This is a genomic window from Paenibacillus sp. A3, from assembly GCF_001399685.1.
Taxonomy (GTDB): Bacteria; Bacillota; Bacilli; order Paenibacillales; family NBRC-103111; genus Paenibacillus_G.
The window spans coordinates 58,666-79,933 of the sequence record NZ_JTHN01000046.1 but is presented as its reverse complement, the minus strand read 5'-3'; the positions used below and the strand labels follow the sequence as shown (position 1 = coordinate 79,933).

Here is a 21,268-nt window from a genome sequence, read left to right as displayed (position 1 = left end):
TCTGGTAAGACAAGCCTCTGCCTGTTTCTTGGAAGGTGTCGTTCCACCTCGCAAGGAAGTGATTAAAGACAAAGCGAGCGCATCCAAACATCTGATGGATCAGCGTCGTTTGCTCTTCTGTAGGGTAGATGCGAAAGCGAAAAGCTTTATGATGCAACATGCGAGCATCTACCTCCTTTGGTGATTTTATGATAATTATAGCACGTATGTTCGCATACATACACAAGTGATACTGATTCATCTCCCCCTTATAGAAGAGGGAGCCTTCTCAGCCTTAACGATAAAAATTGTGGCTTGCAATTTCGTTGTCAAAATTTTTTCTTATATATATCTTCATTTAAGCACCTACATTCTAAGTTAACTCTGATAGAATCAGATTTTTATTGTCAGGATAATTTTTACCTTCAGCATATGCGCGGCGAATGATTGAAATTTTCAAGCATCTGCGACCATCTGTAAATTAGTCTTGGTTTTCAAGTTGTTTCAACAGTAAAATTATACCACATCATTCATAAGACAGAAGTCGAAAAAGGTAAAAAAACAGAAGATAGAACCCAAGACATAATTGAAAGTCCTTTCATTCAGACTGGGTAGTCCCCTTGCAAAAAACCTTGAGAGGCATGAGCCCATCAAGGTTTAAATCATTGTCTATTCTAAGTCTTTTTGTGCTAAATCAAGAGCAATAATTTAGTCCTATAATCTCGTTCTATTTTGTATCGCAGTACTAATTGAAAGTATTTAAAATAGCAATCGTTGTTTAGTTCAAGCATAAGAAATATACTTGGAGAATGGAAGGGGGCATGAAAAACATGGAGTTCAAAATCGGAAAACTCAAGTAATATATGGTGGTTGTCATGTGCGAGCGACCACCAATTCTAAAGATAGGTGGTTAAATATGTCAAGTAAACCGTACGAAATCATCGAACGTCCCCCCTCTGTTCTGGAACATAAAACATTATGGGAGGCAGTTGGTTGGGGAAAAGTCAATATAGAGATGACCGAGCAATCCATTGCTAATTCAGTATATTGTTTAGTTGCAATAAGCGATGGAAACGTAATCGGTATGGGACGGATTGTTGGCGATGGAGCAATGTACTATTATATACAAGACGTAGCTGTATTACCCGAGTATCAAAATCTGGGAATAGGCAAGCAAATTATCGAAAAACTGCTGAACTATATAAATGATAATTGTTCCGGAGCAGGTTTTGTCGGTCTATTCGCCTCGCATGGAAAAAATGAATTTTATGAAAAATTCGGATTCCAAGACCATTCGCCCGGCATGACAGGGATGTTCTTAGTAGTAGATAAATAGTATGAAAAAAAACAAGGCAGGCCGCTAATCTAATCTTTCAACAAAAACACCAAAAACCCGCCAACGGACAAATATTGCCGTTCCGGCGGGTTTCGTTCCTCTGCCCATTCACACGGACATCGTCTCCCGAATCGGGATCGTCACGACAAGCTTCGTCCCCTCGCCCTCTCGCGAATCGAGCTGCAGTTGCCCGTTCAAATGCAGGACGCGGCCTTTCATCTGCTCTACGCCCATCCCGGAAGATCCAATCTCCATACGGCGCGCTTCCGTACTATTGAACCCGACGCCATCATCCTCATAAGTTAATACAAAAGCACGATCCGCGACCGTCATCGTAAACGTTACATGGGAAGCTTGCGAATGTTTTTTCGCGTTATTAAGCAGTTCCTGAATGATTCGGAAAATATGCTTCTTGGTCGTCAAGTCCTTCGCTTCGATGGCGGAGGCCCTCTCCTCCCTGAACTTGAGCACGAACGGTGTGTGATATGCTTCCTTGTCGAGATACGACCTTACCGTTTCGATCAACCCGATTTCCTTCAGCAGAAACGGGTTCAATTCGAAGCAGCTTTGGCGCAAACTGTTGTTGATCATTTCTACGAAATTGACGATGTTGTTCAAATGCTCTTTATCTTCTTTATTCATCGCGTACTTGTCCAGCAAAGCAATGAATCTCCGTTTGAGGAAAAACAAATCCTGCATTGTCGTGTCATGGAGATCGGCAGCAATCCGCAGCCGCTCCTCTTCCTGCAATTCGAACATGACTTTTCTGAACCACTGAATATCCTGCGCCGAATGCTCGTTCGGAAGCTGCGAGGCAAGAAGCTGCATCTTCGCAGTCAGCTTGCGAATTAAATGAACATTCTCCAGGCTGACTTCCAGGTACGAGGTTATCAAATGGAGCCATTGAATTTCTTCTTTACCCAGCAAGGTGTTCGCTTTATTCCGCGTGATGACCAAATAGCTGGTATATTCTTCATGCCGGTGAATCTCGATACAGGTATACAGCGGGTGCTCAGACAAAGCCGATGATTGGAGCAAATGCTTAATCTCTGCCGCATCGATATCCCCTTCGGCGATGATCTCGGTATCATGCTCGTACCGAAATACAATGGCTCCGCCCATCACTTCGAGCGTCTGAACAATGTCCACGAGCACAATATCCTTCAGCTCGCGGAAGCTTGAGATGACCCCAAGGTTTTTGGAAATTTTCTTCAAAGCGGTACGGAGTCTGAACTTTCTCGGAAATAAAAACGCTTCAAGTCTCGTTGTAAAATATTCAACTGAATACAGAACGAAGGAAATCATGGCGACGGAGCCCGCGAAAACAAACAAAATCTGCTTCTCATCGGCGAGATTCTGAAATAAGAATGCGAAGATTGCCGTAAATAGCCCCGATGGTACAAGGGCAAGCAGACAAGCAAAACCAAAGCGCCGAAGCACCAGACCAATATCGTACAGTTGATTCGAGGCAATCAAGTAAGCGAATGAGATCGGGAAGAATAAGATAAACGAGCTTGTATATAAGCCATTGATATATTGACTACCGACGAGCAAATAAGGAAGAAACGATAAAGATATGGCCGGTAAAAACGAAATAAGCAAAGAGAGCCATACATTTCTTACAATGCTTAACAAATATGATTTTTCCTTGCGAACTTTAAGATACAGGAAAGTTAATATGCTAATATTAGTTAAAAAGCCTGCGATAAAAAAACTCATGACAATAGAGCCGGCATGCTCGTAAACGAGAGGTAACATGGGTGGATAGAAATAAAGTAAACTTACAAAAAATGATAAAATCACAATTAGATATAAATATTTCAAAAACCAAACTGGTAATTGTACGCTACCTTTTTCTTTAAAAAAAACAACTAAAAAATGATAAAAAATAATAGGGAGCAGGATCATAAAACTACCTATTAGAATCTTTCCTACAATATCTCCTCTAACAGATGCGCCTTGACTCATATAAATAATTCCGATGGTTAGGAAAACAGCCGCAAGCAACTTAGCTGATGGAGAGCGGCGCATTTTCGCGAAAAGTAAACCAGCCATGAACAAACAAAAACCTTCCTCCAATAATGGAAGAATGTTGTAGGTTATGAGACTGTTGTTGCTAAGTACTACTTCATGAACAACTCCATCTCTTGATATCACGATATTATTTACTTGCTCTAAAACCTGCCAATTCGTAATTTTTAAATTTTCATTAGGAAGTTTTCCGTCTACTTGCTTGATAACATCCCCTAGTTTAAAGTCAAGGTCATAACCAGCGCCTTCCTCTGCCAATTCTGTAATAACCCATTCATTCTGGTTATTCAATCCAAGATAAATGCCTAAAAAAGGGGACTTAAACATAATAAAAAAGCACCAAATTTGTAGGCCAATGAAAATCGACAAAAACAGCCACAGTACAATTTTTTTCCTCATAAAGCTCCCCCACATACTTACTTTTCTTAAATTTTCTTGATATACTTCATTTTAGTTACTTTGTCTTGGAAGGGGGTTCTAGCATGCTATCGATCCAGTTAACTCCACGGTTACACCATATCGTTCATAATTTAAAAACCATTGATTCACGTGATACTGTAAGCCCTTTCTTAGATAATCTTCCATTGTCAGTTGCAGAGTTACACGGTACTATTAATATATTTTCCCAGTCAACGCAATCACGAATAAAAGATCTAAAAGTTTCAGGAAGAGAATGGTATTAAAAACCTAAGTATTATTTTACCAAATTACTAAGAGATTGTATATTAGGACTAATTATACACTTTCTTATTTTTCCGGTCGACATAACTATATTTTCCATTAACTGATTCAAAAATATGATACAATACGACTGAATCGCCCATAATGTTCATGTAAAATCGATGGCATTAGTCCTATTTCCCTGTAATTTGGATACTTCCGGGTGAGTTCCTTCGACTGTAGTACACATACAACGTCAAAAAGTCCCTGCCTTCAAAGAGGCGGGGACTTGGAAATTTCACTATAAAATTGATTTACCCTGCCCTATACCAAATAAGACCGCACCTGCTACCAGGTGCGGCCCCTTATCACCAAACGTTATTCCACCAAGCTCCACAACGCCGGCACAAGCGCCGGCTCCCAGCCTGGCAGCGAAGTATGGGCTTGAAGCGCTTTATACGTTTTTCCTTCGTAGGATACGAGGTCATTGACCTTATACGCTACGAACGGTGCCCACGGCTGTACCGTCGATGCCGTATCTGTCGTAACCGTGACCGGGTTGCTTGCGGCCGAAACATTCCCGGCGGCATCCTTCGCTTTAACCGTGAAGGTGTAGGCCGTTTCGGGGGTCAGTCCGCTCACCGTGGCTGTTGTTCCTGCAACCGATGCGGCTAAGGCAGAGCCGTTATACACATCGTACCCGGTAACGCCGATATTGTCCGTAGAGGCATTCCATGACAGGGTTACGCTCGTCGAGGTTTTGCTGGTCGAAGTCAGCCCGGTGGGTGCGGTCGGCGGCTGCGTATCCGGGTCGGAAGACGTAGACGTCGTCACCGTGACCGGGCTGCTCGCGGCCGATACGTTGCCTGCTGCATCTTTCGCTTTGACTGTGAACGTGTAGGCCGTTCCGGCCGCCAATCCGCTCACTGTAGCCGCTGTTCCTGTCACGGATACGGCCAAGGTGGAGCCGTTATACACATCGTAGCCCGTCACGCCTACGTTGTCCGTGGAGGCGTTCCATGACAGGGTTACGCTCGATTGCGTTTTGCCCGTCGAAATCAGGCCGGTCGGCGCAGTCGGCGGCTGCGTATCTTGCGCCGGAGGACTGCCTACGCCTACAGCGCCATAGGCGGCTTTCACGGAATTGACCTGGGTGGAATTCGCCCCGAACAGGTCGGTAGCCGCTTGAATCGCCGCAGCGCGAATGGCCGCAAAATTGGAGGTTGGCGTCAGATATAATGTAAGCGTTTTATACATAATTTTTGCCGCGTCGCTGCGACCGATTCCCTTGACCGTCACCCCGTAATGCGTGCCGCCTTCCGCCAGCAAATAAAACGCTTTGTTGTTAATGCCGCTGTTAATATGCACACCTCCGTTATCGTCAGAGCCCCGGTACAGCTTGCTGTAATGGTCCGGCTGATTGTACAGCTCCGGATTTTCCATCGACCGCAAAGCGTCGCCCGGCCTGTTCGGCGTGTAGATGTCGTCGCCGATCAGCCAGTTTTTCCCTTGAATCGAATTGCCGAAAATATCCGACATCGACTCGTTGAGCGCGCCGGATTCGCCTTGGTAAATCAATCCGGCGGAATGCTCGGTCACGCCATGCGTCAATTCGTGGCCGATGACGTCCAGGTCCCCGGAGAAGGTGCGGAACAAGTTGCCGTCTCCATCCCCGTAGGCGATCTGCACGCCGTTCCAGAACGCGTTGTTATAGTTCCGGCCGTAATGAACGCTGGACTTGATCGCGAGCCCGTTGCCATCCAGACTATCCCGGCCAAAGTTATTTTTGTAATAATCGTAGACGACTTCGGCGTAAGCATGCGCGTCAACCGCTGCCGGATCGGTCCATACGTTGTCCGAATCCGTCAACAGCGTGCCCGGAAGCGACTGGCTATAGTTTGCAGAGTACGTATAAATGCCTTTTCCGCGCGTATTGTCCTGAAGCACGTACTGCGACCCGCTTGCCGTAGTCGTAAAAGTCTTCGTATCGCCAAGCACTCCCACGCCCGTACCGGTAGCATGATCGAGCATGCTGTACTTGTTGACGATAGTTCCGTTGTCCGCGTTAATGAAGTAACGCACGCGCTCTGGGGAAGGCTCCAGCACGTTGACTTCGGTAATGTAAACGAGCAGGTTTTGCCCGTTGGACGGGTAAATATTCAGCTCCGCCGTTTGCTCCCTCTGCTGGCTGCCCAGCTTGCCGATCCGCTTCTCGGTGTCTTGATTGGCGATCGCAATCGCCTTCTCCGCGCTAATTTGGGGCGTCAGAGGGACCAAGGATTGCTGTCCCGAATCGGGGACGGTGCTTCCGATATACGAGGTGACATTGCCCTGCTTGTCAAAATGCAGCGTTTGATCCGCGCCGAATACGGGAATTCCCTGGATATACTGCTTCAGCCGGACGTGTCGCGTTCCGGTCTCGGCATCGGTCACCTGCTGCGTAATCCGGATGCTTTGCTTCGTATCCCCGGCCAGTCCGAGAGTGCCTTTCTTCGATTCCAAATATCCCCAGACCTTGTCTTCGTTCGACAGGCCTTGAGGGGCAATCCACGTTTCCCCGATAAATTGCGGTGCGGCCGTTTGTACAAGCCCGCCTTCGGAACCGTTCGGCGCGTTCGAAGCCGCACCTGCCGGCAAGGCAGCCGTCGTCATCATGGCCCCCAGGGCAATGACGGTAAACACTTTTTTCATAACGAAACTCATCTCCCATCGTTCGATTTTACTTCCAGCCTGCATCGGTCAATCTATAAGTACTCATCCCTCCTTACATGGTTTTATGGCAGACAAAAGCTTCTATGCAAGTACAACAAGATGTCCGCACCGGAAAACAACAAAAAAGGATAGCTGTTCACCATAGCGAAAACGGGCTCACCCCTGGGTGTCTGCACGCGTTAGCCTATTTTGAAACCGCTTTCCTTTTTTTTTAGAATACTGTAATCTTTCATTGGTGTCAATTAGCCTTTGGTCAATTTTTTATAAAGTTAAGTCTGTCGCAGAGGTCTCCATGGCAGCCTGCAGACCTCTGCAGCACTCTACAAAACCGTTCTATCCATCCGCCTACGTCTTTTGAATCTGATTCGCCCGTTCGTACAGCACCCTGCGCAGCAACTTGCCCGATCCGGTCTTGGGCAGCTCGTTCAAAAACTCGACTTTGCGCGGATATTTGTATACGGCCATATGCTCTTTGGCCCACTCGACAATGTCCTGCTCCGTCACTTTCCCGACCGCTTCGTCCTTGAGCACGACATACGCTTTCACTTCCTCGCCCCGGTAATCGTGGGCTACGCCAACGACGCACACTTCTTTAATCGCGGTATGCTTGTGCATGATGCTCTCCACCTCGTTAGGGAAGACGGAGAAGCCCGACGATTTGATCAATTCTTTTTTCCGGCCGGAAATATAGACGTAGCCGTCCTCGTCCACGTGTCCTAAATCCCCGCTTAAAAACCATCCGTCGACAAACGCGTCAGCCGTAGCCTGCGGGTTTTTCCAGTAGCCCTTCATGACCATCGGTCCTTTGAAAGTCAGCTCTCCCTGCTGTCCGGGCGGAACCTCCACGGTCGGATCGTCTATGGCAACGACGCGAACGTCCGCATCCATCAGCGGAATGCCGGCTGAGCCAATCCTCGCGTTTTCCATAAAGTTCATCGTAATCTGGGCCGTTGTCTCGCTCAGTCCATAGCCTTCCAGCAGCCGGGTACGGGTAACTTCGTAGAAGCGCTCAAAGATCGGCCTAGGTACCGGAGCGCCCCCCGACAGGCAGCCCGACAGGGAAGACAGATCGTAATTCGCCGCATTCGGGTGGTTTATGACCGCGATATTCATCGTAGCCGTGCTTACCCAATGCTGGATTTTCAGTTTGTGAATCGCTTCCAAAACGACGTCCGGCACAAAGCGGTGGAACAGCATCATCGCTCCCCCATTGCAGAGCGGCGACCCCATGCAGTTGATCAGGCCGATAACATGAAACAAAGGCATCGCCGCCAGATGGCGGTCGCGCGGCTTCGTTCGCACCCCGTCCCTGAACGAGAACGCGTTAGCCACAATATTGCGGTGCGTGAGCTCCGCGCCTTTGGGCATGCCGGTCGTTCCGGAAGTATATTGCAGCACGGCGGTATCGTCCAAGCACGCATTGGCCGGAGGAATCGGATCGTCGAAATGGATCAACTCCAGAATACGCTCCTCTCCCGGAAGCCTGCTTATCGTTCTCTCCACAGGACCGAACGACATCGGAAACTCCGGATGATCCGGGGCAAAATCCGTCAGCGCCGTCGAGATGATCCGCAGCCCGGGAAACTCCGGTAAAATCGGACACAAATGCTCCAGTAAACTTTCCTGAATGAAAATGGCCTTAGGCTCGGCGTCTCCCAGCAAATGGCTCAGCTCTGCCCGCTTGAACATCGGATTCATGGGCACCGCTATCGCCCCCAGACGCTGGACGGCCAGAAACGCCATGATAAACTGCGGGCTATTCTCCATATAGAGGGCGACGGTGTCGCCCTTGCCCACGCCTCTTGCATGCAGCTGGGCGGCGAGCTGCATGTACATCTCCGCCAGCTCGCCGTACGTGATCGTCTTGCCATAGAAGTAAACCGCCGTATCGTCGGGATTTGTTCGCGCATGTTCCTCCACATAGTTTTCCAGGACCTTGTCTTCAAAGATGAAATGCCGTGGAACATCTTTGGGCCACACCTTGTACCATGCTTTTTCCATGCTTACCCCTCCATATCGTTATTCGGTCTTCGCAAGCCTGCCTTCCTCGTAAGCAACGCATGCGCCTTCATAGATGGCTCGCTTGGCATCCAGCTCTCCCGGGAATCGGGCCCCGCCGATCTTCACGACAGGAATGCCCGCCCGCTGCACGAGCTGGCAATCCCACGCTTCGGATAACTGTCCGGCGGCAAGAATGACGGTGTCGGCGGGAATTTTTTTCGTTTCCGGTCCGCGCTCCGTCTGCAGCTGTATGACAACTCCGTCTTCGTCAATCCGCTCGTAGCTTAAGTCGGTCACAAATTGAACCTTCTTTTGCCGCAGATGCGAGAGAAGCGCCCAACGGGTCGTTTTGCCAAGCGTTTCGCCGGGCTTGCCTTTCCTGCGAAGCAGATAAATCTCACGCTCCGCCTGCTCGGATAAGTAATGCGCCAGATCGCAGCCGATCCCTCCTGCTCCGATGATCACGACCCGCTTTCCAACCTCCGCCTCTCCCCGGAGCACTTGCTGATACGTCCATACGTGAGGAAGCGAAGTTCCCGGCAGCTCCGGGATTCGCGGCTTGATGCCGCTGGCCAGCACGACCAGATCCGGAGCAAGAGCGACGATCTCCTCCGGCGTCGGACTATGGTTTAAGCGGATATCTACGCCTAAGCGGTGTAACTCGTGCTGATAATAGCGCAGCGTTTCGGCAAACTCCTGCTTTCCGGGAATCCGCTTCGCCAGATTCAACTGCCCGCCCAACCGGTCATCCTTTTCGTATAGCACGACGCGCTCGCCAATCTCCGCCAATGCCCGCGCCGCCTCCATCCCGGCGGCTCCTCCACCGATGACCGCGATGTGGCGGGGACGGTGCACCCTGAAAGGCTTCCACTTCGATTCCCGGCCCGCCCTCGGATTGACCAGACATGAGGCAGGCCGTCCTTCGAACACTTGATCGAGACATGCCTGATTGCAAGCAATACAGGTGTTGATCCGGTCGAATTGCCCGTCGCGGGCTTTGCGCAGCAGATCGGGGTCCGCCAGGAACGGGCGCGCCATCGAGACCAGATCACACGCTCCGCGCTGCAGCAGCTCGTCAGCCAGCCGGGGGTCGTTAATCCGGTTGCTGCCGATCACCGGAACGTTCACCGCCCGTTTGATCATTTCCGCAATGTGAATATATCCGGCCCGGGGAACCATCATGGAGATGGTCGGCACCTGGGATTCGTGCCAGCCGATTCCTACGTTAATCGCATCCACTCCTGCGTCTGCCACCATGCCGGCGAATTGCAGCGTTTCTTCCTCCGTCGTGCTGTCCGGGACCAGATCGGCGCCAGATAGCCGGAAAATGACCGGATAGCCGGGTCCAACCGCTTCGCGGACCGCTTGAACGATGCGCAGCGCAAATTTTGTCCGATGCTCGAACGAACCGCCCCATGCATCGGTGCGTTTATTGGTCGCCGGGGATAGGAATTGATTGATCAGATACCCTTCCGACCCCATAATTTCGACGGCATCGAACCCGAGGTCCGCCGCCTTCTTCGCGCTGACCGCAAAGCGGGCAATAAGCTCCTCAATTTCCTCTGAGGTAAGCTCTCTGGGCGTGTGACGATGGATCGGCGAACGGAGGGCGGAAGGCGCTACGGCGAGGATGCCCGTCAAATCCGAGTAAGCGTACCGCCCCGCGTGAAACAATTGAGCCGCGATCCGCCCTCCGGCCGCATGCACTTGAGCCGTCAGGCTTTCCATATGCTTGCCATGCTCATCGCTGTAAAATCCCAGGAAGTTATGGCCACCGTCCCCTTCGGGCGAGACGGAAATGCCGCCCGTCACGATCAGGCCCGGCCCGTCCTGACCGGCTCTTTCCTTATAGAAATCAATCAAGGCTTGACTGCCCGCTTCTTCCCCCTCCAACCCGGTATGCATCGAGCCCATAAGGACACGGTTGGGAAGCTCCAAGCGGCCCAAGCGTATCGGTTGAAACAAATGATCCAGCTTCATTGTCTCTCTCCCTTTCGTTTCACAGGACCTGCTATATTCATCATTTATATGCAGGACTTGCCATTTATAACATCCGCTTCGCAGGTTAGGTTTACATCCCGGATTCAACCTGCGTATAATTATATTTATTTATGTCTATTTATAACTAAACAGCATCAAAACATACGATTATGTTGAAGTTGAGGGTGTCCGATGCGTGAGCTTTCCTTAGAACTTTTGCCGAATCAAGCGCCTTTGTTTTTTCAAATTTACGGCTATTTCAAAGATGGAATCCGACAGGGGCAGTTACCGTACGGCTCGTTTCTCCCCTCCATTCGAAGCTGCGCCCGTACGCTGAAAGTCAGCAAAAATACGGTTGAAACCGCGTATCAGCTTCTCGTCTCGGAAGGCTACCTCCGCACCATTCCCAAAAAAGGCTATCAGGTTGTTTATCAAGCCAAAACGCCCGTTCATGATCCGGGATCGGCTTCAAGCGACGCCTTGAACAAAGATATCCAAATCGATTTCCGGTACGGAAATATCGAGCTGTCCGCTTTTCCGTTCCATCCGTGGAACAAAGCGCGCAACACGCTGATCGCTCATTATCAAAGCAAGTATGAAGTGGAAGGACATTCCCAGGGCGAGTACCTGTTAAGGAATGAGCTGTCCCGGCTGCTGTATGAATCCAGAGGCGTGGTGTCCGGGCCCGGGCAGATGATTATCGGCTCTACGCCTCAGCAGCTCTTATCCCTGTTAAGTCAGCTTCTGGACAAGAACCGGAATGTCATCGGCGTCGAAAACCCCGGCTACGACGGGGCAAGAAATACGTTGATCAACCATGGCTTTCAAGTCCGTGCGATTCCGCTAGCCGAAGACGGTATTTCGATCGAACAGCTTGAGAAGAGCAGGGCGAATGTGGTGTATGTGAGTCCTTCCCAGCAATTCCGAAACAAGCTGGCGATGTCTCAAGACAAACGGCAGCAATTGATTCGTTGGGTCCGTTCACGCGCAGGTGCGGATTCGGTTAAATACATCATCGAAGATGACTACGAATGGGAGTTCAGGTATGACGATCGTTATTTGCCGTCCATTCAAAGTCTGGCCCCCGAGAAGGTCATGTACATCGGAAGCATTTCCAAAACTTTGCTGCCGGTCGCCAATCTAAGCTATCTGGTGCTTCCCAAGGCTGTGCTGCCTTTATTTCGCTTGAAAGTAAGGGAATACGACCAGCCTGTTTCGCGGCTCGATCAGCTGACCTTGGCCCACTATATAGCCGACGGTTATTGGCATAAGCATTTGCTCAAGATGCGGAAGCACTATGAAGAGAAACGGGAAGCTCTATTCGAAGCCATATCCCGGTACGAGTCGTACTTTGTGGAGGTCGAGGGAAAAGATACCGGGCTGCATGCTATCCTAACCGTGAAAACAACGAAATCCGAATCGGAGCTCATTGCATCAGCGTTGGAAAAAGGCGTCAAGGTTTACGGGACATCCAGGTACTGGCTTCGTCCTGCAAGCGAGTATCCTACCCTGCTGCTTGGTTATGGAGCCTTGAGCTGCGATGAGATTCGTATGGGCATCCGGCGATTGACCGAAGCTTGGTTCGGCCCCGCTTGAAATTGGCTTGTCCCACCGATTTTCGTGATTCTGTCCCTTTCCCCGTCATCCGAATGGATTATTATTGGTAGTATTACTGCTAGCGAGGTGAATGACAGATGAACTTTATTTTCGACATGGATGGGACGATTTGCTTTAAAGGGCGGCCCATTTCCAAGAACATTCTGGATTGTTTGCTGGAATTGCAGGAAGCCGGCCATTTTATCGGCTTCGCTTCCGCGCGGCCTTACCGCGATATGCTGCCCGTTCTGGACGAGCGGTTTCACGACCACCTTCTCATCGGAGCGAACGGGGCGATGGCTCATTACCAGGGAAAGCCACTCTACTTGAATGCCATTCCTGCCGAACTGGCCCGCGAAATCGTAGCCATCCTGGATGAATTCCAGGCCGAATATTTGATTGACGACAAGCTGAACTATGCTTTAAAGTCGCATCGGCCTCATCCTCTGCTCATGAGCTTGGACCAAAACAAGCTTGCGGAACGCGTAGACGTGAGCCGGATCGAAGCTTTCGTTAAAATTGTCGTGTTGGCGTGCGACAGGTTTAAAGAGTTGGCGGACATCATTTCCCGGCTGGATGTGACGATTCATTATCATTCAGCGGAAGGCATTTTAGATATTACTTCGAACAACGTCAACAAAATGAGGGGTCTGGAACAAACCGCTCTTGGGCTGGAGCCGTTTATTTGCCTGGGCAATGATATGAACGATCTCCCGCTGTTCGAAAAAGCCCTCCATTCCGTCGTCATCGGGGAATTCGCGCCTCTGCTGCATATCGCCAAAGAGCAAATTCCAGTGGATGACCGGGTGGAACAAACTATTATATCCAAGCTGAAGGAGCTTAGCGCATGAATTCTTATATGACCCAACGACACTTATCGCTGCGGGAGGCCGAGACGAAAGCGTCCGAGCTGTTCAGAGCGATCGAAGAAAAAGGCCTGCTGCGCAGTGGCGTGACAGAAAAGCAAATCAATCGTGAAATTTACGAGCTGGCGTTTCAAATGTTCGGCATCAAAAAATATTGGCACAAGCGCATCGTACGGGCCGGCAGAAATACGCTGTACCCTTACCGGGAAAATCCCCCGGACTTGACCGTTTCCGAGGAAGATATTGTGTTTCTCGACTTTGGGCCGATCTTCGAAGACTGGGAAGCCGATTTCGGCCGCACCTACGTGCTTGGCGACGACCCGATCAAATTAAAGCTGCAGAGCGACCTCGCTCTGGCATGGGCGGAAGGGAAAGCCTTCTTCCAGTCCCAGCCCCAGATTACCGGCAGCGAGCTGTTTGCTTTTGTAAGCGGGCTTGCTACAAAATACGGCTGGGAATTCGGAGGCCCGCACGCGGGGCATCTCATCGGCGAATTCCCTCACGAGCAGATCCAGGGCGAAGAAGTCGAGAACTACATTCATCCCGACAATCGCGTTCCCATGAGGGCCCCGGATCAGAATGGCCATCCCCGGGACTGGATCTTGGAAATTCATTTTATCGACCGGGAGCTTGAAATCGGTGGTTTTATGGAACAACTGTTGACCGTTGAATAGAATGTAAGACTCGATCCCCCCTGCCAACGGGGGGGGGATTCCCCTACCCGAGCGGCGCTGTCGTTCGAAGGAACTCCTCCTTTCTATCGGTACGCTTCTTTACGCTTCTTTAACATGCTTCGACACACTTCCTGTAAATTCCTTCTATGGAATATAATGATGTTCACTTGGAATCTGCATATTGGAAGGTCAGCTCCTGGAGCTTGCTTGCATTTGCTCGCGCACCGCTAGGGGACGCTTCACGTTTGCCTCCGTGCCGAAGCAATCCACGAATAATCGAGAATCATTGGGGTACGATATATCAGGACATATGTAACACAATCAAGGAGGTAAAAATTAGATGGCTAAAGGTTATTCGCTTCACATAGGCTTGAACTCTGTTGATCCTCAACATTACTCAGGTTGGGACGGCAAATTAAAAGCCTGTGAAGCAGATGCTTTGGATATGGAGAAGATTTCACAGGCTCTTAATTATAGCAACATATCAACTTTGTTAACTGCAAATGCCACTTTAAAAAACGTGACCGCTGAGATAAAAAAAGCAGCCGAAGCTTTAGAAAGTGGGGATATATTTTTCCTTTCTTATTCTGGACATGGCGGATAGGTTCCTGATTTAAACAATGATGAATCTGATGGTACTGATGAAACATGGTGTCTGTATGATGGGCAATTATTAGATGATGAATTGAGTGAATTATGGTATGTGTTTAAAAAAGATGTCCGGGTTATTGTTTTATCAGACTCCTGCCATAGCGGAACAGTAACCAGAGCTCTTGCATACGGTTTATCTTTAGATACAAATTTTGACGTGCAAAAAGAAATTAGATACCGTTACTTACCACTGGATATTGCTACGGAAACATTTAACCAGAACAAAGCGTACTATACAACGAAACAACAAAAAACAACATCTAATAATACAAATATACAGTGTACTGTAAAACTGATTTCAGGATGCCAGGATAATCAAACATCGGCAGATGGAGATATCAATGGCTTGTTCACGGAGAAATTATTGACGGTTTGGGATAATGGTAATTTTCGGGGCAGCTATCTAGATTTCTATAATAAAATTAAAAGTTTAATGCCGCCAATCCAAGCTCCAAATTTATATAACATAGGAGCATCCAACCCAGACTTTGATAATCAATCGCCATTTTCGATACAAAGCAACACACTGCCTGTGGATAGAAATGCTAAAGAAAATGTTATCTTATCCAAAGGATGAACAGTTCTCTTGTGTGCCTCGAAATGAACCCCCGGGAGAAAGGGCGAGTTCCGTCAAAGCCTAAAGGCATAAACTCAACGAGTTTATGCCTTTCCTGCCTACAGCTTCCTGCTGGCCTCTTTTTTAAACACGTCGATGGCATGACTGTCGAGTGAAAAGAATACATCGTCCTCATCTTCCTCATCGATTTCCACTTCAAGGTTGTCAACCTGGCCGGTGAGCCTGTCAATAAACTCACCGAGATTGGGGGCAAGCACATATTTATCGTCTTCATCGCGTCCGAAATTGATGATCTGTCCGGGCGTTCCGTCCGGGCCGGGGTTCATGTCGAAGCCGATGGCATTGCCCGCCCCGTCGTAAAATACGGGAATCCATCCGGTGTCCGCATAGACGGGTCGAATGACTCCGGCCGGATGCGATTGGCAGAACTCTCCAAGTTCCCGCAAGCCTTCGTCCCCTTCCGACTCGATAAGCTCCTTCCACTCGCTCCATCTGCGGAACATGTCCTCCACCGACAAAAAATCCAAGCCGTAAACGACGCCGTACCGGTGAGTCTGCCCATTATTCAGCATGTACAGCTCTTTCAGCTCCGAAGGGAGCTCCATCCCCATTTGACGTTCGATGTCAGCGATTTCTTCGGGCAAGGCCGGACCGTTTAAATAACAGTTGAAACGACCGGCTTTTTGATTCATGGCACTTACGAATGAAGTCCATGCGACAGCTATAGTAGCGTTGTTGTTCAAAGGAATTCCTCTTCTCTATATGATATGTGTGTTTAGTTGCGTTTTGTTGTAATTTGTTTGACTTTTTCCCCTAACGAGGATTATGATAAACGTAACGAAAGGGGAGAGCTCATCCATGAAACCAATCGCTCGTGTCATTATTATCGGCTGGGACGGAGCAGGCAATTTCGTAACGTCCGCGAATACGCCGAATTTGGACCGGCTCGTCCGGATGGGAACGTTCGACTTCCAGGCCCAGACGGCGTCGCCGACGATCAGCGCGCAATGCTGGGGATCGCTTCTGCATGGGGTCGCGCCGGACAAGCACGGGTTGACCAACGAAGCCGCAAGCAGCCATACGTACCCGGACGACTCGCCGTATCCGTCGATCTTTCGGGTTGTGCGCGAAGCGTATCCCGACGCCGTATTGGCCGCATTCAGCGCGTGGTCCCCGATCAACGACGGCATTATCGAACCATCCGTCGGCGTCCATAAAGTATCGATGAAGGACCGCGAGCTGTCGCTGGTCGCAGCCGCTTATCTCCGGGAGCACCCTGAACTGAAGCTGATGTACGTCCAGCTGGATTTGCCGGACTCGGCCGGTCACCGGCACGGGTACAATACGCCCGGACAGCTGCGGGCGATCGAAGAAGCGGATGAGCATACGGGATTTATCCTCGATGCGCTCGAACAAACGGGACTTCTGGACGATAGCCTGCTGATCCTCGTATCCGACCATGGCGGCGGCGGAGCAGACCCGCGGGATCACGGCAGCGATCACCCGCTGGACAAGACGATCTTTTGGGGTTGCGTCGGTCCGGGCATCGGGCGCGGCGCTTCGTTTCCCGGCACGATGACGATTACCGATACGGCGGCCGTCGTCGTCCGGGCGCTCGGCATCGAAGCTCCCGCCTCGTGGGAAGCGAGGCTTCCGGAAGGACTTTTCGCGGAATAATCCGCCCCCGGTTAGTTCCATGCAAAATAAATGACCGGGGTCACCGCCGGTGCGGCAAAGGCGTAAGCACTTTCGATTTCCTTCCTGTGCAGTGCATAATCGTTCAATATCGCTGAAATATAAACGTGCAATTTCGTTTCCCGGATTACCGAATCCAGGCTTGCCGTTTTGAAAGGCCCCTAGGCTTGATCACCTTCTGCCTCGGGGCCTGTAATCACAAGGAAATCCACATTAGTTCCATGGAAAAGCGCCCCTCCTATCCCCCTCCTCCTCAATATCCGCAAGTGAAGCCACGTTCTCTCTATAAATTCTAGCATACATGGATTTCCAACAATAGCGACGCAGCAAGACTCGATGTGCAAAATATAAGGAATGACCGGAGGATTCAATCGATCGATGCTCTAGCATGTCGTTTTAAAGCTATAACCTATTTGTCCGGTACAGTCGAAATATATTTTATAATGATATAATGGATAAAAAAGGAAATCGTTGTTGCAGCAGAGCATCCGAACAGCAAATCAAGCGCGATATTGGAGGAGGCAACTAATATGAATTACAGAAAGGCACTGAAGGCTTTTGCTGTCTCGGCTTTATTGGCATCCGCGCTCTCCGTCAGCGTGACAACATCTTACGCGGCGGCCCCAACGGTTCTCGGTTATTATACGGAGGATTCGACCGAAGCATTTCCCAAGTTTCACAGCTACATGAATCAAATCTCTACAGATACGTTCAATACCGATATCAACGGAAATATCGTCGGAAAGGTGCCGACGCAAGCCGTGAATTACGCCAATTCGGTGAAGGTGCTGCCCTACGCCTTGGTATCCAATTACCGCGACCACGATTGGGACAGCCATATCGCGCACAATGTCCTGACGAAGCCGACGGCCAAAAACAACCTGATCAAAAATATGCTCAATCTGGTGAAAAAAAATAAATACAAAGGGATTAACATCGACTTTGAAGCGGTTTTGCCGGAGGATCGCGCGGGATGACGAAATTCGTTCAAGAGGTTGCCGGCAAAATGAAGGCGAACGGGTTCCTGACCATGGTCTCGGTTCCCGCCAAAGTCGGAGGACGATCCGTCGGATTCGTGGACGGGCGCTTTTGATTACGAGGAGCTGGGCAAAGCGGCCGACGTCATCCAGGTGATGACCTACGACGAGCATGGCGTATGGAGCGATCCCGGGCCGGTCGCGAGTAATCCGTGGATTGAAGCCTCTCTCCACTTCGCGATCACGTATGTTCCTTCGGAGAAGGTGCTTATGGGGCTTCCGGCGTACGGCAACGACTGGAACTTGTCCGATCCGGCGAACAAAAGCAATCGATTCATCGAATGGAAGGATATGCCCAAGCTGATCGCTTCTACCCAAGCAACCCCGATGCGGGATGCCGTTACGGGTTCGATGTATTTCAATTACACGGATACGGACGGAGCGAAGCATGTCGTTTGGTATGAAGACGAGGCATCGATCAAGCAAAAGACGCAATATACCAAAACCTACTGGCTTGCCGGCGTATCAGTATACGCTATGGGAATGGAAGATCAACGATTCTGGGAAGCCGTGTCGGCAGGGTTGAAATAGAGAGAGTTCAAAAAAGTAAAATATCTTAAAACAAGAAACATTTTACATTAAATGAACGTTATAAATATAGGTTCCCTCGCTCTCCATCCCCTACATGAGTTTGGAGGAGAAAGGATAATGAAAGCTTATAATAAAAAAAGAACGAAATTAATATGGGTATTTGCAGCAATAACAGCGTTAATATGTTGTGCTCTATTGTACTTTTTGTATCCAAGTTCAATTCACAATCGAGATGCAGCGAGGGCTTTGGACCAATTTTATCAAGCATTTATAAAAAGGGATTACGCTACAATTAGCAAAATGATGGAAGATGGAAATCCCCAGTTCGTAATAAATGAAAGACATTGGTATGGCGAGGTTAAACGATATCAAATCTTATATTTGTTAAGTATGGGGACAAGCCGTAAAAAGGCATTGGTTAGAGTCACAACAATAAGAAATGAAAAGGAAGAGACTTACTATGATACCCTCAAGCTAAAAAAACGCGATCAGTGGCTTATGGAATCTTATAGTACCAATTTGAAGTACAATATGCCTTAATCAAATGCAGCAATGTTCCCGTCCATCCCATCCAGTAACAACAAACGGCCGCTTCTCTCAACGAGAGACGGCCGCTTGTTATTTCCCCTTTTATCCCAGCAATCCCAACTGCTTGCCCGCGCGCTCCAGCGCGTTCAACGCAAAATCGAGAGCCTCCTGCGTATGCCCCGCGGTCACGATAAACCGCACCCGGCCTTTGTCCATGGCGACCGTCGGGTAGACAATACCTTGCGCGAAGATGCCTTCCTCCAGCAGCAGGTCGGAGAAGCGCATCGTCTTCGCCGGGTCCCCCACAATGACCGGGACGATCGGCGTCTCGCTTCCGCCCGTATCGAATCCGAGCGCCTGTACCTTCGAGCGGAAATAGGAGGCGTTCGCCCACAATTTCTTGATCAGCTCGTCGCTTTGCTTGAGCACTTGAATCGCCGCGAGGCAAGTAGCCGCGACCGCAGGCGTCTGCGACGTGCTGAACAGAAATGGACGCGCTTTATGAATCAGATAGTCCTTCAATACTTGGTCGCACGCGACGTAGCCTCCGACCGCGCCGACGGCTTTGGACAGCGTGCCCACTTGGATGTGTACCCGCCCGTGCAGCCCGAAATGGTCGGTCGAGCCTTTGCCGTTCTTGCCGAGCACGCCGCTCGCATGGGCGTCGTCGACGTAAACGAAGGCGTCGTATTTCTCCGCCAGCTCCACAATGTTCGGCAGCGGGGCTATGTCGCCGTCCATGCTGAATACTCCGTCCGTCACGACGACGCGCTTCTTAAACCCTGTGCTTTCCTTGAGCACGGCTTCCAGTTGGTCCATATCTTTGTGCGCAAATATTTTCCGGTGCGCCTTCGTCAGCCGGATACCATCGATGATGCTGGCATGGTTCAACTCGTCGCTGATGACGACGTCATCGGGACCGAGGATGGACGAGAGCACGCCTTGATTCGTCGTAAATCCGGACTGGAACACGAGCGCCGCTTCCGTTCCCTTAAACCGGGCCAGCTCCTGCTCCAGCCGGTCGTGAATGTCGAGCGTGCCCGTAATGGTGCGCACCGAGCCGCTGCCAACGCCGTACTGCTCGATGGCCCGAATAGCCGCTTCCTTCAAGTCCGGGTGATCGGTCAGCCCCAGATAGTTGTTCGAAGACATCTGCAGCAGCCGACGGCCGTTCAGCGTCATCCAAGTGCCCGAGCGGCTCTCCCAGACCGTAATCGGACGATACCGTCCTTCCTGCTTCGCTTGCTCCAACTCATCCCGCAGTGAGTTCCAATTGGCCATGAACGAGCTCCCCCTTATTGGTTGATTGTGTATCCGTGTCGTGATGAAATACGATTTTGCCGCATTGACCGGAAGCTGCAAGTGCGAAAGCTTCCTCGTATTGATCCAATGTAAAAGTGTGCGAAATGAGCGGCTTCAGATCGATCCGCGCCCGGTCGAGCAAACCCTTAAGCTGGTACCAGGTCTGATACATGCGCCGTCCGGTGATGCCTTCCACGCGAATACCCTTAAAAATAATATGCCGCGACAGGTCGAGCGAAACCTCCCGGGTCGGGATACCCAGCAGCGAAACGCGGGCTGCCGGAGCCGCCGCTTCGAATCCGCCGCGGATAGCGTCCGGGTGGCCGGACATTTCCAGCACCACTTCCGCCCCTTCCCCGCCGGTATGCTCCATGATCGCCTGCACCATGGACGTCTCCTTGCTGTTGATTGTCACGTCCGCTCCCATTGTACGGGCCAGTCCCAAACGGTAAGCGTTTACGTCCACCGCTATCACTGTACCCGCTCCGCACGCTTTGGCCACCGCTACCGCCATCAAGCCGATCGGCCCGGTGCCGATGACAGCCACCGACTTGCCGACGATGTCGCCGGAAAGCACCGTCTGTACGGCGTTGCCCAGCGGGTCCTGCAAGCAGGCGAGCTCGAAGGGCAGCTGCGGATCGTTGTGAATCACGTTGGTCGCTTTGACGACGGCGTAGTCCGCGAAGCAGCCCGGCGCCGTAATGCCGAAGCTTCTCGTATTCGGGCAGACGTGCGCGTTGCCGGTCCGGCAGGACTTGCAGACGCCGCAGACGATATGCCCTTCCGCCGAGATGCGGTCCCCGAGCTTCACGTTCGTGACCCGGCTGCCTACGGCTTCTACGACGCCGGCGAATTCATGGCCGAATACGTTAGGCGTGACCACCGTTTGCTCCGCCCAGGCGTCCCATTGGTAAATATGTAAATCCGTACCGCAGATTGAAGTCGTTTTCACCCGGACCAGCACTTCATCGGGACCGCACACCGGAACGGGAACCTCCTTCAATACCGCGCCGAACGCCCGCTTTTCCTTCACAAGCCCTATCATCGTTGTTCCCATCGTGCATCCCTCCGCCGGATGTTGTATAATATAATAAACCATTGTGCGCTATGGT

16 protein-coding genes and 1 pseudogene are annotated in these 21,268 nt (G+C 50.5%); 9 read left to right on the top strand and 8 right to left on the bottom strand.

What is annotated here, in order from left to right; all coding sequences use genetic code 11:
* Positions 1–160 (bottom strand): helix-turn-helix domain-containing protein (locus QJ48_RS35690; RefSeq protein WP_082420349.1); only part of this gene is annotated, 160 nt, incomplete at its 3' end.
* Positions 161–895: 735 nt separating this feature from the next.
* Between QJ48_RS35690 and QJ48_RS06975 the strand changes: the two genes are divergently transcribed.
* The gene (locus tag QJ48_RS06975; protein ID WP_054972916.1) at positions 896–1,315 is read left to right on the top strand and encodes a GNAT family N-acetyltransferase; all 420 of its coding nucleotides are present in this window, start codon (positions 896–898) and stop codon (positions 1,313–1,315) included.
* A 108-nt stretch (positions 1,316–1,423) separates the two neighbouring features.
* Here QJ48_RS06975 and QJ48_RS06970 read toward each other — a convergent pair whose 3' ends face one another.
* The 4 genes from QJ48_RS06970 to QJ48_RS06955 all read right to left on the bottom strand — a co-directional run bounded on the left by QJ48_RS06970 (position 1,424) and on the right by QJ48_RS06955 (position 10,699).
* On the bottom strand, positions 1,424–3,745 hold the full coding sequence (locus tag QJ48_RS06970; RefSeq protein WP_162238452.1) for a sensor histidine kinase: 2,322 nt from the start codon (positions 3,743–3,745) through the stop codon (positions 1,424–1,426).
* Positions 3,746–4,384: 639 nt separating this feature from the next.
* On the bottom strand, positions 4,385–6,697 hold the full coding sequence (locus QJ48_RS06965) for a M4 family metallopeptidase (RefSeq protein WP_054972914.1): 2,313 nt from the start codon (positions 6,695–6,697) through the stop codon (positions 4,385–4,387).
* Positions 6,698–7,063: 366 nt separating this feature from the next.
* Positions 7,064–8,719, bottom strand: a complete 1,656-nt coding sequence (locus QJ48_RS06960; protein WP_054972913.1) for an AMP-binding protein — start codon at positions 8,717–8,719, stop codon at positions 7,064–7,066.
* Positions 8,720–8,737: 18 nt separating this feature from the next.
* The gene (locus tag QJ48_RS06955) at positions 8,738–10,699 is read right to left on the bottom strand and encodes an NADPH-dependent 2,4-dienoyl-CoA reductase (RefSeq protein WP_054972912.1); all 1,962 of its coding nucleotides are present in this window, start codon (positions 10,697–10,699) and stop codon (positions 8,738–8,740) included.
* 192 nt (positions 10,700–10,891) lie between these two features.
* Between QJ48_RS06955 and QJ48_RS06950 the strand changes: the two genes are divergently transcribed.
* The 4 genes and pseudogenes from QJ48_RS06950 to QJ48_RS35685 all read left to right on the top strand — a co-directional run bounded on the left by QJ48_RS06950 (position 10,892) and on the right by QJ48_RS35685 (position 15,063).
* Positions 10,892–12,295: a PLP-dependent aminotransferase family protein gene (locus QJ48_RS06950; protein ID WP_054972911.1), complete on the top strand. Its 1,404-nt coding sequence runs from the start codon at positions 10,892–10,894 to the stop codon at positions 12,293–12,295.
* A gap of 98 nt (positions 12,296–12,393) precedes the next feature.
* Positions 12,394–13,146: an HAD-IIB family hydrolase gene (locus tag QJ48_RS06945; RefSeq protein ID WP_054972910.1), complete on the top strand. Its 753-nt coding sequence runs from the start codon at positions 12,394–12,396 to the stop codon at positions 13,144–13,146.
* On the top strand, positions 13,143–13,835 hold the full coding sequence (locus QJ48_RS06940) for a M24 family metallopeptidase (RefSeq protein WP_054972909.1): 693 nt from the start codon (positions 13,143–13,145) through the stop codon (positions 13,833–13,835). The genes QJ48_RS06945 and QJ48_RS06940 overlap by 4 nt, the downstream gene beginning before the upstream one ends.
* A 340-nt stretch (positions 13,836–14,175) precedes the next feature.
* A pseudogene (locus tag QJ48_RS35685) lies at positions 14,176–15,063 on the top strand (caspase family protein).
* Positions 15,064–15,161: 98 nt separating this feature from the next.
* On the opposite strand, the gene QJ48_RS06930 reads toward QJ48_RS35685, so the two are convergent.
* Positions 15,162–15,806, bottom strand: coding sequence for an SMI1/KNR4 family protein (locus tag QJ48_RS06930; protein ID WP_054972908.1), 645 nt, complete (start codon positions 15,804–15,806; stop codon positions 15,162–15,164).
* Between the two features lie 115 nt (positions 15,807–15,921).
* Between QJ48_RS06930 and QJ48_RS06925 the strand changes: the two genes are divergently transcribed.
* From QJ48_RS06925 to QJ48_RS06910, 4 genes are all read left to right on the top strand, one after another.
* Positions 15,922–16,740, top strand: a complete 819-nt coding sequence (locus tag QJ48_RS06925) for an alkaline phosphatase family protein (protein WP_054972907.1) — start codon at positions 15,922–15,924, stop codon at positions 16,738–16,740.
* A gap of 548 nt (positions 16,741–17,288) precedes the next feature.
* Positions 17,289–17,735 carry a hypothetical protein gene (locus QJ48_RS36725; protein ID WP_054972906.1) on the top strand — a complete coding sequence of 149 codons (447 nt, stop codon included), beginning with the start codon at positions 17,289–17,291 and terminating at the stop codon, positions 17,733–17,735.
* A 153-nt stretch (positions 17,736–17,888) separates the two neighbouring features.
* On the top strand, positions 17,889–18,326 hold the full coding sequence (locus tag QJ48_RS36720) for a glycosyl hydrolase family 18 protein (protein WP_337589618.1): 438 nt from the start codon (positions 17,889–17,891) through the stop codon (positions 18,324–18,326).
* Between the two features lie 117 nt (positions 18,327–18,443).
* Complete coding sequence (locus QJ48_RS06910; protein ID WP_054972904.1) at positions 18,444–18,866, top strand: hypothetical protein; 423 nt, start codon at positions 18,444–18,446, stop codon at positions 18,864–18,866.
* 90 nt (positions 18,867–18,956) lie between these two features.
* On the opposite strand, the gene QJ48_RS06905 is transcribed toward QJ48_RS06910, so the two are convergent.
* Together QJ48_RS06905 and tdh are read right to left on the bottom strand one after the other, a co-directional pair.
* Complete coding sequence (locus tag QJ48_RS06905) at positions 18,957–20,135, bottom strand: glycine C-acetyltransferase (RefSeq protein ID WP_054972903.1); 1,179 nt, start codon at positions 20,133–20,135, stop codon at positions 18,957–18,959.
* The gene (tdh, locus tag QJ48_RS06900) at positions 20,107–21,213 is read right to left on the bottom strand and encodes an L-threonine 3-dehydrogenase (RefSeq protein WP_054972902.1); all 1,107 of its coding nucleotides are present in this window, start codon (positions 21,211–21,213) and stop codon (positions 20,107–20,109) included. Before tdh ends, QJ48_RS06905 begins: the two co-directional genes overlap by 29 nt.
* Positions 21,214–21,268: the final 55 nt, after the last annotated feature.